Source organism: Bradyrhizobium sp., from assembly GCF_017881085.1.
In the GTDB taxonomy this organism is placed as follows: domain Bacteria; phylum Pseudomonadota; class Alphaproteobacteria; order Rhizobiales; family Xanthobacteraceae; genus Bradyrhizobium.
In genome coordinates, this window is record NZ_JADGRI010000131.1 from 1 (window position 1) to 13,369 (window position 13,369).

Genomic DNA, 13,369 nt, shown 5'->3' on the forward strand with positions numbered 1-13,369 from the left:
CTACAGCGGCATGCTGGTGTTCTTCACCTTCATGCCGCTGGGCGCTGCGATCGGCGGGCTCGGCGGCGCCGCGCTGTTCGGCGTCATCGCGGTGCGCGACGCCGAAATCGCCATCGAGAGCGAACCGGTGCGCCGCCACGACACGTAAACGTGTAAAATCCGGCCCGCATTTGTGCAATGCAATATTGAACCTTGCAATTTGACCGGATGACTCTATTTCAGGCTTCAACAATGAAGTGCAGCATCCAGGCCGGGCGTCGCGAATGACGCCCGTAAGGGCCGTTTGCTGATTCGGAAATCCAATTCGGAAAGCAGACAGCATGACAGAGCACTGCCTCTGGCGTTTCTCACGCGCGTTGCATCGCGCCATCAATGAACGCCGGCACGACGAAGTCGAAGACTTGATCGATGACGATGTCGATTGGGCGATCTATGGCCCGATCGACATGTTTCCGTTCCTCGGCGCGCGCCGCGGCAAGGCCGCCGTGCTGGAGGTGCTCCGGCAAATCGCGGACAACATCCGGGTGCGCCGCTTCGACCGCGAGACCATCATGCTGGGCGCGGACTCCGCGGCATCGATGTTGCGCTATTCGCTGACGGCGCTCGACTCCGACAAGCCGATCTCGCTGCGGATCGCCCATTTCGCCCAGTTCAAGGCCGGCAAGCTGGCCAGCATCCGCATTCTCGTCGATACCTTCGATCTGGTGGAACAGGCGCTGGGCCGTCCGATCCACCTGCCGAAGATATCGTCGTTCGCCTGATCGTCATGGCGAGCTTGTAGGATGCAAAGGCGCGCCAGCGCCGTGCCCACCTCTCCTGTTCGCGCATATTGGTGGGCACGCTTGTGCTTCCCTGCAACTCGTCCGGTGGAACCGAACCATGCCCGGCCACAATTTCGCGACGATGTGCACGCATCCTCGCCCTACTTGGAATGCGGGCGGGTTATGATTTCCACACCAGGATACGGCCGGGCGATGCTGCTGATTCTGGCGGCCGGCGTCAGCTTGACCCTTATGCTCCCGGCGAGCGCACAAACGTCGCCTTGGCCGGAAGATCAGGCCGCCCCCGCGGCAGAATCCGCCGCCACGCCCGATGCTGATGACGCCGACATCAAGGACCTGCAACTGGATTGGAGCCAGCTCAACGTCGACGCCTCCACCCTGGCCACCCGGCCGGTTTCGAAGGCGCGTTCGTCGCAAGCGGAAGCGGGCGGCGATATGTCGTGGTCATCGAAGAACAGTGCCAACGGCTCGGCCGCGGTCTCGGTGAAGCAGCCGCTTTCGCCGTTCTGGGACACGAGAATCGGCGCCGATATGACCGTTGCGCGGCAGCCCTCGACGATGTCGGAGCTGCTCGCGGAAAAAGTGGCCAACGGCGGCAACACGCCGCAATCCACGGGAACCGCGTGGGCCGCGATCACCGCCCCCGGCGTCGGATCGATCTGGGACAAGACGGCGGTCGAAGCCCGCGTCGATCCCGGGCAAGAGCAGAGCAGGCTCGGCACCTCCCTGAGCAAGTCGCTGCCGCTTAGCGATCAGTATTCGCTGACCCTGCAAAACGGCTACAACGTCACCCAGCAGGGCATCGTCCCGGTGCCCGGCATCGTGGCGCGGCCTGAGCGCAGTTACCAGACCGAGCAATCGGCCAAGCTCAGTATCGCCGACACCGGTACCAGCCTGATCGCCGGCCAGACGCTTTCCTCCACGGACGACAAATGGCTTCGCAAGATCGGCGCCGAACAGAAATTGTTCGACGGCGTCAGCATCACCGGATCGATCGGCGAAACGCCGCTGGGCGCCGCCAACAAGAGCCTCACTGCGGGCTTCAAGCGCAGCTGGTGAGCGCCGATATCGGCCCGCTCTCCCCGTTTCTCTGGAAAGATCGAGCATTGCCGCATATTGGCCCCGATCCGGTCAAAATCGGCAGCCCTGATGGCGGCACGTCAACTTTCGTCGTGCGGGGGACACTCGCATCGCCTACGCGAAACAGGGGAACAGCCGATGACTGCCATTCGTTCTGAGAAAATTGAATCGATCGAATCGACTGAAGAGGATTCCAACCTCGCCGCGGTTTCGGAAGTCGAGGCCGGCATCCGTGATTTCGTCCGCAACGACATCGCCTATCTGCGCCGCGCTCCCGGCACGCTTGCCAACGGAGAGACGCCTCTGCCTCTGGAGCCGAGCACCGAGGCCACCGTCAACAACGTCAACTCGCTGATCCAGCGCGTCGCCGGGACATCGCTCGGCGAGATCGAGAACCTGATCTCCGAACTGGAAACCCTGCGCGACCTCTTGCACGCCGAAGGCCAGCGCGTCCAGCGCGAGATCTCCGGCTATGCCCAGCTCAGCCAGGCCGCGATGAAATCCACCCGCATGATCGCCGACAATGTGGCGCAGTGGAAGCGCGCCGCGGACGGCCTCCGCAACAGCTGAAATCGTTGCGGAATGGTCCGAAGGACCATATCCGGAATCTCGAGATTCTCCGATGTGCAATTGCGCATCGGAGTTCGATGATTTGCATCGGCCCGGAATGACCGTGACCTTGGCCGAACCCCTTTGAACTTGCCGGGCCGGTGCTGCGACCAAGAGCAGGCGCTGCCGCAGGCGGCAAATTCTCTTGGGGGCAATCTTGATGAAGAGCGTTCGGCCGGACAATACCGACCCCATCCCGATGCGGGCTGACCCGCCCCGGATGGGAACCATCATGATCCGGTTTGTCGGGCTGTTGGTCGTGGCCGTGGTGGTGCTGGCGCTGATCTGGAGCCGCTGATTTTCCGCAAGGCTGGCGATTCTTTGCGGCGCAATCTCGCGCTATGGTTACCGAAGCCTGACTTACCGGCTGGCGACCGGCGCGCTTTCCAGCGAATAGGCGCCGTCGGCATAGCCCTTCACCACCATCCCGGTCGTGAGCATCACCACCAGCGTCACGGTGGCGAAGATAAAGCCGACAAATTTCAAGCTGGCGCGGTCTGCCATGGTCGTCCCCTCAGAAATGTCCCCAGAGCGCGATCAGCAAAAGTGGCCCCGGTTTTGCGTCCGATCGCGCTCTAAATATTAGTAGAGCGCATGATCTTATCGCCAAACCGCCTACACTTTGGCGGATCGTGCGCGCCACTATGACCGGCACAGGTTCAAAATGCGTTAGCGGGAAAATCGTTCCGCCCGGCGCCGCGACGCCGAATCAGGCGCCGGCGTTCCGCCGCGGCACGAAGGCAGTGGCGAGAAACGAAAACACCAGTTCGCCTCGCTGATTGGTTCCAGTGTTGCGGGCCTGTACGATCCCCCATTCGGGGCGCGAATCCGACGTCCGCAGTGATTCGACCTCGCTGAAGAAATGGATGGTGTCGCCGGCCAGCACGGGCTTGATCCAGCGCAGTTCGCGAAAGCCCGGCGACGGTCCCCAGACCGCGACCTTCTCGCCGCGCGCGACGGCTTCCCGGGCCAGGCGCTGGCCGTCGGCCACCATCAGCTTCATGCAGACGGAACCGACATGCCAACCCGAGGCCGCGAGCCCGCCGAACAGCGATTTCCGGCCTTCCTCTTCGTCGAGATGGAAGCGCTGGGGGTCGAATTGCGCGGCGAATCGCTTGATCGAATCGGCGGTGAAGGTGAACGGTCCCAGTTCACGGCGCTGCCCGACCTCGATGTCCTCAAAGAAGCGCATCAGCCGGCCTGCCCCGCCGCGGCGCCGGCGCGCCGCTCCACGATGATCGGCGACACCATTTCGCAGAGCAGTTGTCCGGCTGCGTTGCGGACCAGCGCCTTGAAGGTGATGATGCCGGTCGCAGGGCGGCTGCGCGAAACCCGCGCCTCCATCACCTCGATATCGAGTGTGAGATCGTCGCCGGGGCGAAGCGGCGCAAGCCAGCGCAACTCGTTGACGCCGGGCGAGCCCAGCGACGCGGTGCGGCCGATGTAGCCGTCGAACATCATCCGCATCGTGATCGCACAAAGATGCCAGCCCGACGCCGAGAGGCCCTTCAGCATCGATTTCGAGGCCGCCTCTTCGTCGAGATGCATCGGCTGCGGATCGAACTCGGCGGCAAAGGCAAGGATCTCCTCGCGCGTAACGCGGCGCGGGCCGAATGTGCCGAAATGGCCGGGCGGGAAATCTTCGAAGGTCAGTGTCATGATGGGGGATTGTGGCGAGGAAGCCCGATTGTGGCCGTTATTTGCAGCAATCTCAACCGGCCTACTCGCATGGCTCGTGCTCCGCGGCCGGGTGCCGCTCTTTGGTGCTCGTTCCCGATCTTGCCCGGGACGACGTTCGGGCCTAGGCCCTGTGCGTCAACGCCAGGTTTCAACACGATTGGTATTCGACTTGCTGGGGGAGAACGACTGATGTTTGAATTTCGGGATTTGTTTCAGTGGGACCGCTTTATTACGCCCACCATCATAAAGACCTTCTACTGGCTGGTCATCGCATTGATTACGCTGTTCGGCATCTCTGGCATCTTCTCCGGCCTGGCGGCGATGGCCATCAGCCCGTTCGGCGGCTTCATCCTGTTGCTATCCTCGATCGCCAGCGTGGTCGTCGGGGTGGTGTTTTCCCGCATCGCCGCCGAATTCGTCTTGATCGTGTTTCGCATCAACGAACATCTCGGCGCCATCCGCGACCAGGGCCAGATGCGCTAGTTGTTAAACCTGAAATGCAAGACGTCGCCGTCGGCGACGACATATTCCTTGCCTTCCAGCCGCAGCTTGCCGGCATCGCGCGCGCCGGCCTCGCCGCCGAGCGCGACGTAATCGGCATAGGCAATGGTCTCGGCGCGGATAAAGCCCTTTTCGAAATCGGTATGGATGACGCCTGCGGCGGCCGGCGCCTTGGTGCCGCGGTGGATGGTCCAGGCTCGCGCCTCCTTCGGCCCGACCGTGAAATAGGTGATGAGGTCGAGCAATTGATAGCCGGCGCGGATCAGGCGATCGAGCCCGGCTTCCTCCAGGCCCAGCGTGTCGAGGAATTCGGCTCGCTCCTCGCGCGACAGCGTCGCGATCTCCGATTCGATCTTGGCGGAGATGGTTACCGCGACCGCGCCTTCCTTCTTGGCGTAGTCGGCCACCGCTTCTGAAAACTTGTTGCCCTTGGCGGCCGAGGCTTCCTCGACATTGCAGACGTACAGCACGGGCTTTGAGGTCAGGAGGCCCAGCATGCTGAAGGCGCGTTCCTCTTCGGGCTTGCGCTCGAGAAACCGTGCCGGCCTGCCCTCGCGCAAGAGCACCAGCGCACGGTTGACGAGGTCGAGCTGCTCCTTGGCCTCCTTGTCGTTGCCCTTTGCCTTTTTTGTCAAATTGTCGACGCGCTTCTCGAGGCTGTCGAGGTCGGCAAGCATCAGCTCGGTCTCGATGGTCTCGATATCGGCGAGCGGCGCGATCTTGCCTTCGACATGGGTGATGTCGGAATCCTCAAAGCAGCGCACCACATGCGCCACCGCGTCGACCTCGCGGATGGTGGCGAGGAACTGGTTGCCGAGCCCCTCGCCCTTGGAGGCGCCGCGTACCAGCCCCGCGATATCCACAAAGGTCAGCCGCGTGGGGATGATCTGGCCGGATTTGGCGATTTCCGCCAATTTGTCGAGCCTGGGATCGGGCACCGCAACCTCGCCGACATTCGGCTCGATGGTGCAGAACGGATAATTCGCCGCTTGCGCCGCCGCCGTCTCGGTCAAGGCGTTGAAAAGCGTCGACTTGCCGACATTGGGCAACCCGACGATACCGCATTTGAATCCCATGATGTGTCCTGAAACCTGTTCGTCGCGACCGGAAACGCGTTACGCAGCGCCGCCATCTTCCTTGTCAAAAAATCCCTTGGCCTGCATCGCCAGATGCACCTTGTTCTGGAACGTCGAATCCCGGTCGATGGCGAGCAGCCCGGCATTGTCGGCGACCGCTTCGCAGAGCGCCTCGACCCAGGGGCGGTCGCTCTTGGCGAAATCGGCCAGCACGTAGCTGTGCACCAGGTCCTTGATGCCGGGATGGCCGATCCCCAGCCGCACCCGGCGATAGTCATTGCCGATATGCGAAGAGATCGAGCGCAGGCCGTTGTGGCCGGCAATGCCGCCGCCGACCTTGACGCGCACCTTGGCCGCCGGCAGTTCGAGCTCATCCTGGAACACGGTGATCTCGCCCGCAGCAAGCTTGAAGAAGTTCGCGGCTTCCTGAACCGCGCGGCCGGAATCGTTCATGAAGGTCGTGGGCTTGAGCAGGACGACGCGTTCGCGCTCGAGAGTGCCTTCCGACGTCTCACCCTGAAAGCGGCGGCGCCATGGTGCGAAACCATGACGCCGCGCAATTTCATCGACGGCCATGAAGCCGATATTGTGCCGGTTATGCGCGTATTTCGCGCCGGGATTGCCGAGGCCAACAATGAGTCGCATGACGCGGCATCCCGCGCTCGATTACTTCTTCTTGTCGCCACCGCCGGCAGGCTTGGCGCCGGCCGCCGGAGCCTTCGCGCCAGCCGCGGGCGCTTTCGCGCCGGCCGCCGGAGCAGATCCTGCCGCAGGGGCAGCGGCAGCAGCGCCAGCCGCCGGAGCGGCACCGGGTGCAGCCACAGCCGCCGTACCGGCAGCCGCAGCAGCCGCGGCCGCCTTGATTTCTTCGGCGTAGCCCGACGGCGGCACGATGGTCACGAGCGTCACGTCTTCACGCGACAGCGACTTCACGCCGGCCGGCAGCTTGATGTCGGACAGATGCAGCGAGTGGCTGATTTCCAGCCCGCCGACGTCGGCCTCGACATATTGCGGAATGTTGTCGACCGAACATTCCAGGTCGATGGTATGGGTGACGATATTGACGGTGCCGCCGCGCTTCACGCCGGGCGCCGCTTCGGCGTTCTGGATGTGCAGGGGAACGCTGACGCGGATGGTGGCGCCTTCACCGAGCCGCATGAAATCGACATGGATCGGGAAATCGCGCACCGCATCGAGATGGAAGTCGCGCGGAATCACGCGGTGCTTCTTGCCTTCGAGATCGATGTCGTAAATCGTGGTGAGGAACCGGCCGGCCAGGATGCGCTGGCGCAGTTCGGTGTCGTCGACCGAAATGGTCACGGGGGGCTGGTTGTTGCCATAAATCACTCCGGGCACTCTCCCGGCGCGACGCTCTGCCCGGGCGGCCCCCTTGCCGCTCTTCGGACGTGCGGTCGCCTTCAATTCCTTGACGGTCGCCATCTCTCTAAGTCCTTGTTTTCTAAAAAGTTAAAGGCCGCATCGCGGCCCGGTTGCACTCCACAGCAAGCCTCCAGGGGTGCGGGGGCTGCGGACGTGGCGGCGTTCTAGCCCCAAAGTCCCGAAATGACAAGGAAATGCGGGGATTTTTGTGAGGGTTTTGAGCGGCTCAGGACCCCAAAAAGCCCGTTATTGCCAGGCTCGACCCCGTAATCCACGCCCTTCGGATGGATTCTCATGAAACCTGACGGATGCCTATTCGTCCGTCTTCAGACGGCCGATGTCGGCGCCGCGGGCGAGATACCGAGCTTGGCTTCCAGCACCGCGATGCGGGCCTTCAGCGCCTCGTTTTCCTCGCGCGCGAGCCGTGCCATGTCCTTGACCGCCTCGAATTCCTCGCGCTTGACGATGTCGAGGTCGCGCAGGATCTTTTCGGCCTGATTGCGGACCACCGCATCGACCTCGCGCTTGACGCCCTGGGCGGCGCCGGCGGCGTCATTCATCAAACGCCCGATCTCGTCGAAAAACCGATTGTTGGTCTGGGTCATCTCTGGTCGATCTCCGCTTCGATGCGCAGTGGCTGTTCCATCAGACAATGGCGATCCAGGTGGCGCAGTTCAAGGCTGATCTCATCGCCTGACACGGCCTGTCGCCTTGTCATGTCTTGGTTTCCTTGCAATCGTATCAATGCCAGAGCCAAAAAAAACGCGAAACCGAAGACCGAGCAGAGACGCCCCATGATCGACCAGCAGATCGAAATCCCCACCAAGGACGGCCACACCACCACGTTCATCACCCACCCCGAGCGCGGTGGGCCATTTCCCGTCATCATCTTCTACATGGACGCGCCGGCGATCCGCGAGGAACTGCGCGACATGGCGCGCCGGCTCGCGACTTCGGGCTATTACGTGATGCTGCCGAATATGTATTACCGGTCCGGCGTGATGGAATTGGGCCCGATACCGCCGGACCCGGAAGCGCCCGAGCGCAAGCGGATGTTCGGCTACATGAACTCCATCAATATTCCCCTTGTGATGGAGGACACCACCGCACTGCTCGCGTATGCCGACAAGCAGGCGGCCGCGAACGCGAAGATCGTCGGCACGGTCGGATATTGCATGAGCGGACGATATGCCATCAACGCGGCGACGCATTTTCCGGACCGGGTCAAGGCCGCGGCCTCGATCTACGGCACGCATCTGGCCACCGACCAATCTGACAGCCCGCACCTGGCCGCGAGCAAGACCAAGGCCGAACTCTATTTCGGCTGCGCCGAAACCGACATCTACGCGCCGCAGGAGATCATCGACAAAGTCACGGCATCGATGAAGGGCGCCAATGCCGAGGTCGAGATCTATCCCGGCACCCATCACGGCTTCGCGTTTCCGAAGCGGCCGGTCTATCATCGCGACGCCGCCGAGCGACATTGGGAGCGGCTGCTGGCGCTCTATCGCCGCAACCTCTCCAAATAGACCGGCGCGATGCCCTTTCTCACGATCACCTTTCCGGTATTCGACCCGATTGCGATTGCAATCGGGCCGCTCGCGATCCGCTGGTATGCGCTGGCCTATATCGGCGGCATCGTGCTGGGCTGGCTCTACGCGCGCTCGCTGATCAAGAACGAGCGGCTGTGGGGCGGACCGGCGCCGATCACATTGCCGCAGATGGACGATTTCATTCTCTGGGTCACGCTCGGCATCATCCTCGGCGGCCGCACCGGTTACGTGTTGTTCTACAACCTGCCGTTCTTCACCGCGCATCCGGCCGAGATCTTCGAGCTTTGGAAGGGCGGCATGTCGTTCCACGGCGGCTTCCTCGGCTGCGTCGCCGCGGTGATCCTGTTTTGCCGCAAGCACGATATCCCGATCCTGTCGCTCGGCGACATCACCACCGCGGTCGGGCCGATCGGGCTTTTTCTCGGGCGGATCGCCAATTTCATCAACAGCGAATTGTGGGGCCGGCCGGCCGACTCCAGCGTGCCCTGGGCAATGGTATTTCCCAACGGAGGGCCGCTGCCGCGTCATCCCAGCCAGCTATACGAGGCCGGACTCGAGGGGATCGTGCTGTTCACGGTGCTGGCCGTGATGATCCGTTTCGGCGCCTTGAAGCGGCCCGGGCTGATCCTCGGCAGTTTCATCGCTCTTTACGGGCTCGCTCGCATCACCGGTGAATTCTTCCGGGAGCCCGACCCGCAGCTCGGATTTTTGTGGGGCGGGCTGACCATGGGTATGCTGTTGTCGGTGCCGATGGTAGTTGCTGGCGCCGTCATTATTGTGCTGGCATGGCGCCGCAAATCGCCGAAGCGCCAACAGATCCCCGCCGAAAGCAGGCCGTGACCGAATATTCGCCGCTGCAATCCGAGATCAAGAGGCTGATCAAGACGTCCGGGCCGATGCCGGTCTGGCGCTACATGGAGCTGTGCCTGACGCATCCGCAATTCGGCTATTACATCTCGCGCGATCCGCTGGGACGCGAGGGCGATTTCACCACCGCGCCCGAAGTGAGCCAGATGTTCGGCGAGTTGCTGGGGCTGTGGGCGGCCTCGGTCTGGAAGGCGATCGGCTCGCCGCCACTGCTGCGGCTGATCGAACTCGGACCCGGACGCGGCACCATGATGGCGGACGCGCTGCGCGCGCTGCGGGTCTTGCCGCCGCTGTACCAGGCGCTCAGCATCCATCTGGTCGAGATCAATCCAGTGCTGCGCGAAAAGCAGAAGTCGATGCTGTCGGGGGCGCGCAATGTCGCCTGGCATGAAGCCATCGACGACATCCCCGACGGTCCCGCGGTCATCTTCGCCAATGAATATTTCGACGTGCTGCCGATCCACCAGGTGGTGAGGCGCGAGACCGGCTGGCACGAGCGCACCGTCGATATCGACGCCGGCGGCAAGCTGGTGTTCGGCGCTGCCGACGAGCCGACCCCGCGCTTCGAGGTGCTGTTGCCGCCGCTGGTGCGCGCGGCTCCACTGGGCGCCGTGTTCGAGTGGCGGCCGGACGCCGAGATCATGAAGATCGCGAGCCGCGTGCGCGATCAGGACGGCGCGGCGCTGATCATCGACTACGGCCACGTCCGCAGCGACGCCGGCGATACCTTTCAGGCCATCGCGCGGCACAGCTTCGCCGATCCGCTGAAAAGTCCAGGTCAGGCCGACGTAACTGCCCATGTCGATTTCGAGGCGCTGGCGCGCGCCGCCGAGGATATCGGCGCGCGGGTCCATGGGCCGGTGACGCAGGGCGAATTCCTCAAGCGGCTCGGCATCGAAACCCGCGCGGTGACCCTGATGGGTAAGGCCGGCCACGAGGTTTCCGAGGATATTTCCGCCGCGCTGAAGCGGCTGATCGGCGGCGGCCGCGGCGGCATGGGATCGATGTTCAAGGTGCTCGCGGTCTCCGAACCCCACCTTGCCTCGCTGGCGGGATTTGCCGAGGAGACGCCGGACGCCGGGGACGAAACGCCATGACGCTCGCTTCGCCGCTGCTCTCGGCCATCCCCGGCCTGCGCCATGCGTTCTTCACCCGCGACGGCGGCGTGTCCGGCGGCTTCTACGGCAGCCTGAATGGCGGCCTCGGCTCCAACGACGATCCCGGCAATGTCGCGGAAAATCGCCGCCGGATGGCGGAACAGATGGGCGTCTCCCCTGAGAATTTTCTCAGCGCGTGGCAGATCCATTCGCCCGATGCGGTGTTGGCCACGGGTCCCTGGCCGGGCGAACGGCCGCGGGCCGACGCCATCGTCACGCGGGCCGAAGGGCTCGCCATCGGCATCACCGCGGCGGACTGCGGGCCGATCCTGTTCGTCGATCCGAACCTGCGCGTGATCGGCGCTGCGCATGCCGGCTGGAAGGGCGCGCTGACGGGCGTTCTGGAATCCACCATCGAGGCCATGGAAGAACTCGGCGCCGAACGCAGCCGCATCGTCGCGGCGATCGGCCCGCTGATCCGCCAGCACTCCTATGAAGTCGGCGACGAATTCATCGAACGCTTCATCGAGGCGGATACCGGGAACGCCGTGTTCTTTCTTCCCGGCTCGCGCGAAGGTCATGCGATGTTCGATCTCGCCGGCTTCATCCGGATGCGGCTGGAAAACGCAGGGGTTTTGATGATCGACGACATCGGCGTCGACACCTATTCCGACGAACGTTTTTACAGCTACCGCCGCTCGGTGCACCGGAAGGAGCCGGACTACGGCCGCCACGTTCACGCCATCGCGCTGGCACGCGAATAGCAAATCAATTTATCGAAAATGCCGGCCGCCGCGGCAAGGCGACGTTCGGCAAGTTCTGCTTTTCAGCAAGAACCGATCAATATGGATCAGCGAATTCGGAACCAGATGATCAACGCTGGCTCCCATCACCGTTACTTCATCAGGCACATTACCGGTGACAGAGAGAGTGTTGCGCTCCCGCCTCCTTTAGGGGAAGCATCATGCCGGAATCTCAATCCCTGCTCGCCCATTTCAACGTTCAAATCGATCGCCCCGATTGCCCTATCTGCCATGCTCACATGATGCTCGCTCGCATCACGCCCGCACGCGCGGGTTTCGACTTCCGCACGTTTGAGTGCCCCAAATGCGACCACGTTCACGAGGTGATGGTCGCGAATGCAGCGTTCGGCAGGTAGGCAACGGGCGCGTCACCGCGGGGGATTCGATATCGGTCAGGCTGCCATGCCCTGCTTCGCACCGACCGTGATGATCCAGCGCGTCGGATTGCTGGACTTGACCTGCATCACCGCATGCACCAGCCCCGTGACCAGCGACCCGCTGATCGTCAACGTCGCTTTCTTGCCGCGATGTTGAGCATAGCGGCAGCGTCTCGCCAGTTTGGGATCGGTCGTTTCAAGCGTCGGCATGCGTTACCAAGTCGCCGACAGCAGAAACGGTTCCGGCAGGAGCCGCTCGCCCCGTGGCCGGCCGAACGAACGGGCGCATCGGCCACTGCCCCCGGGATATCCAGGACAATTCAAACAATTCGGGCCGGAACGGCATTGCCGGCACCGGATTGCCGGGACTGGATCGGGCATTTACCCTTGTCGAATTGTGACCACGGACCGCCCTAGACCTTAACACATTTTAACGATATCGCTCGGGACGATGAGGGACACCATCGCCATCCTGCGCCTCGCCAGCCGGACCGCGCCACGCGCGGCAGCAGCCGCCATTCTGCTCGCGATCGCCTGCGGCCTCGGCGGTTGCGCCGGCAGCGGCGTGGTGAGCGACTCGTTTGCCATGGCCAGCACCGGCGCGAGCGCCACCGTCACTTTCGAATCGATCGACGGCCCGCCGCCGCCGGTGTTCGACCGCATGGTCGGCGTGCTGGACAGCGAATCCAAGCTGCGCAGTCTCTCGATCGTCTCCCGCGAAGGCGCCGCGTCCTACCGCGTGCGCAGCTACCTCTCCGCCCAGGTCAATCATGGCCGCACCGTGATCGCCTGGGTCTGGGACGTCTATGACCGCGACCAGCACCGCGCGCTGCGGCTTTCCGGCGAGGAGCAGGCCGGCAAGGCCGGGCGCGACGCCTGGGTGGCGGCCGACGATCTGGTGTTGCGCAAGATCGCGCAGGCGGGCTTCAGCGGTCTCGGCGCCATGATCGGCGGAGCCGGACCCGCGGATACCCCCTCGCCCGCCCCGGCCCTGGACAAGCGCGGCCCCGCGGTCGCCAGCGCGGACGCGCCCGCATCCGGCGAATTCAGCGTCGGCGCGCTCGGCTACAGCGAACATTAGCCAAATCGTCGGCATATCTGCCATTTTTGCCCGGGAAAACCGGGCCTATGGGTTGCCAGCCGAGCTAACTCCTTGATATCACCACGCCGTCAAGCCATTGCCGGTTTCGTGGGTATCCCGATATGCTGAATATTGTCTCCAGCAAGGCGCGGGGAGAAGCAACGATGTCGGCCAAGAATGGCTCCATCAAGCTCGTCGCCGGCAATTCCAATCCCGCTCTGGCGCAGGCCATCGCCGATGGACTTCATTTGCCGCTGACCAAGGCCGTGGTCCGGCGCTTCGCCGACATGGAAATCTTCGTCGAGATCCAGGAAAACGTCCGCGGCTCTGACGTGTATATCATCCAGTCGACGTCGTTTCCGGCCAACGACCATCTGATGGAGCTGCTGATCATCACCGATGCGCTGCGCCGGGCCTCCGCGCGCCGCATCACCGCGGTGGTGCCCTATTTCGGCTATGCCCGGCAGGATCGCAAATCCGGCT

General features: G+C 63.4%; 19 protein-coding genes. 11 read left to right on the forward strand and 8 right to left on the reverse strand.

The genetic code is table 11. The features are described from left to right. Positions 1-320 precede the first annotated feature (320 nt). The 4 genes from QZ213_RS14150 to QZ213_RS14165 all read left to right on the forward strand — a co-directional run bounded on the left by QZ213_RS14150 (position 321) and on the right by QZ213_RS14165 (position 2,769). Positions 321-761 carry a nuclear transport factor 2 family protein gene (locus QZ213_RS14150; protein ID WP_291686701.1) on the forward strand — a complete coding sequence of 147 codons (441 nt, stop codon included), beginning with the start codon at positions 321-323 and terminating at the stop codon, positions 759-761. A gap of 213 nt (positions 762-974) precedes the next feature. Next, positions 975-1,841 carry a hypothetical protein gene (locus tag QZ213_RS14155; RefSeq protein WP_291686702.1) on the forward strand — a complete coding sequence of 289 codons (867 nt, stop codon included), beginning with the start codon at positions 975-977 and terminating at the stop codon, positions 1,839-1,841. Positions 1,842-2,000: 159 nt separating this feature from the next. Then, positions 2,001-2,432: a hypothetical protein gene (locus tag QZ213_RS14160; RefSeq protein ID WP_291686703.1), complete on the forward strand. Its 432-nt coding sequence runs from the start codon at positions 2,001-2,003 to the stop codon at positions 2,430-2,432. A gap of 199 nt (positions 2,433-2,631) precedes the next feature. After that, the gene (locus tag QZ213_RS14165; protein WP_291686704.1) at positions 2,632-2,769 is read left to right on the forward strand and encodes a hypothetical protein; all 138 of its coding nucleotides are present in this window, start codon (positions 2,632-2,634) and stop codon (positions 2,767-2,769) included. A 62-nt stretch (positions 2,770-2,831) separates the two neighbouring features. Here the strand turns inward: QZ213_RS14165 and QZ213_RS14170 are convergent, their stop codons facing one another. The 3 genes from QZ213_RS14170 to QZ213_RS14180 all read right to left on the reverse strand — a co-directional run bounded on the left by QZ213_RS14170 (position 2,832) and on the right by QZ213_RS14180 (position 4,130). Continuing rightward, a complete protein-coding gene (locus QZ213_RS14170; RefSeq protein WP_291686705.1) occupies positions 2,832-2,975 on the reverse strand; it encodes a hypothetical protein in 144 nt (47 codons plus the stop codon). Between the two features lie 205 nt (positions 2,976-3,180). Continuing rightward, the gene (locus QZ213_RS14175) at positions 3,181-3,663 is read right to left on the reverse strand and encodes a MaoC family dehydratase (RefSeq protein WP_291686706.1); all 483 of its coding nucleotides are present in this window, start codon (positions 3,661-3,663) and stop codon (positions 3,181-3,183) included. After that, on the reverse strand, positions 3,663-4,130 hold the full coding sequence (locus QZ213_RS14180) for a MaoC family dehydratase (protein ID WP_291686707.1): 468 nt from the start codon (positions 4,128-4,130) through the stop codon (positions 3,663-3,665). Before QZ213_RS14180 ends, QZ213_RS14175 begins: the two co-directional genes overlap by 1 nt. A gap of 210 nt (positions 4,131-4,340) precedes the next feature. Between QZ213_RS14180 and QZ213_RS14185 the strand changes: the two genes are divergently transcribed. After that, positions 4,341-4,634, forward strand: coding sequence for a DUF4282 domain-containing protein (locus QZ213_RS14185; RefSeq protein WP_291686708.1), 294 nt, complete (start codon positions 4,341-4,343; stop codon positions 4,632-4,634). On the opposite strand, the gene ychF is transcribed toward QZ213_RS14185, so the two are convergent. From ychF to QZ213_RS14205, 4 genes are all read right to left on the reverse strand, one after another. Next, positions 4,631-5,728 carry a redox-regulated ATPase YchF gene (ychF, locus tag QZ213_RS14190; protein ID WP_291686709.1) on the reverse strand — a complete coding sequence of 366 codons (1,098 nt, stop codon included), beginning with the start codon at positions 5,726-5,728 and terminating at the stop codon, positions 4,631-4,633. The two genes, QZ213_RS14185 and ychF, sit on opposite strands and share 4 nt — an antisense overlap. Before the next feature lie 39 nt (positions 5,729-5,767). After that, entirely contained in the window at positions 5,768-6,373 is a 606-nt protein-coding gene (gene pth / locus QZ213_RS14195) for an aminoacyl-tRNA hydrolase (protein WP_291686710.1), read from the reverse strand. A 21-nt stretch (positions 6,374-6,394) separates the two neighbouring features. Further along, positions 6,395-7,168: a 50S ribosomal protein L25/general stress protein Ctc gene (locus QZ213_RS14200; RefSeq protein WP_291686711.1), complete on the reverse strand. Its 774-nt coding sequence runs from the start codon at positions 7,166-7,168 to the stop codon at positions 6,395-6,397. Positions 7,169-7,434: 266 nt separating this feature from the next. Beyond that, positions 7,435-7,713, reverse strand: coding sequence for an accessory factor UbiK family protein (locus tag QZ213_RS14205; protein WP_291686712.1), 279 nt, complete (start codon positions 7,711-7,713; stop codon positions 7,435-7,437). Between the two features lie 189 nt (positions 7,714-7,902). On the opposite strand from QZ213_RS14205, the gene QZ213_RS14210 reads away from it, so the two are divergent. The 4 genes from QZ213_RS14210 to pgeF are packed head-to-tail and all read left to right on the forward strand — an operon-like array spanning position 7,903 to position 11,389. Continuing rightward, on the forward strand, positions 7,903-8,637 hold the full coding sequence (locus tag QZ213_RS14210; protein WP_291686713.1) for a dienelactone hydrolase family protein: 735 nt from the start codon (positions 7,903-7,905) through the stop codon (positions 8,635-8,637). Between the two features lie 9 nt (positions 8,638-8,646). Further along, positions 8,647-9,501, forward strand: a complete 855-nt coding sequence (gene lgt / locus QZ213_RS14215; protein ID WP_291686714.1) for a prolipoprotein diacylglyceryl transferase — start codon at positions 8,647-8,649, stop codon at positions 9,499-9,501. Then, a complete protein-coding gene (locus QZ213_RS14220; RefSeq protein ID WP_291686715.1) occupies positions 9,498-10,625 on the forward strand; it encodes an SAM-dependent methyltransferase in 1,128 nt (375 codons plus the stop codon). Before lgt ends, QZ213_RS14220 begins: the two co-directional genes overlap by 4 nt. After that, complete coding sequence (gene pgeF / locus QZ213_RS14225) at positions 10,622-11,389, forward strand: peptidoglycan editing factor PgeF (RefSeq protein WP_291686716.1); 768 nt, start codon at positions 10,622-10,624, stop codon at positions 11,387-11,389. Before QZ213_RS14220 ends, pgeF begins: the two co-directional genes overlap by 4 nt. Positions 11,390-11,820: 431 nt before the next feature. On the opposite strand, the gene QZ213_RS14230 is transcribed toward pgeF, so the two are convergent. Further along, positions 11,821-12,015 carry a hypothetical protein gene (locus QZ213_RS14230; protein ID WP_291686717.1) on the reverse strand — a complete coding sequence of 65 codons (195 nt, stop codon included), beginning with the start codon at positions 12,013-12,015 and terminating at the stop codon, positions 11,821-11,823. 241 nt (positions 12,016-12,256) lie between these two features. Between QZ213_RS14230 and QZ213_RS14235 the strand changes: the two genes are divergently transcribed. Together QZ213_RS14235 and prs are read left to right on the forward strand one after the other, a co-directional pair. Next, positions 12,257-12,886: a hypothetical protein gene (locus QZ213_RS14235; protein ID WP_291686718.1), complete on the forward strand. Its 630-nt coding sequence runs from the start codon at positions 12,257-12,259 to the stop codon at positions 12,884-12,886. 164 nt (positions 12,887-13,050) lie between these two features. Next, a partial coding sequence (prs, locus tag QZ213_RS14240) for a ribose-phosphate diphosphokinase (protein ID WP_291686719.1) occupies positions 13,051-13,369 on the forward strand: 319 nt, incomplete at its 3' end.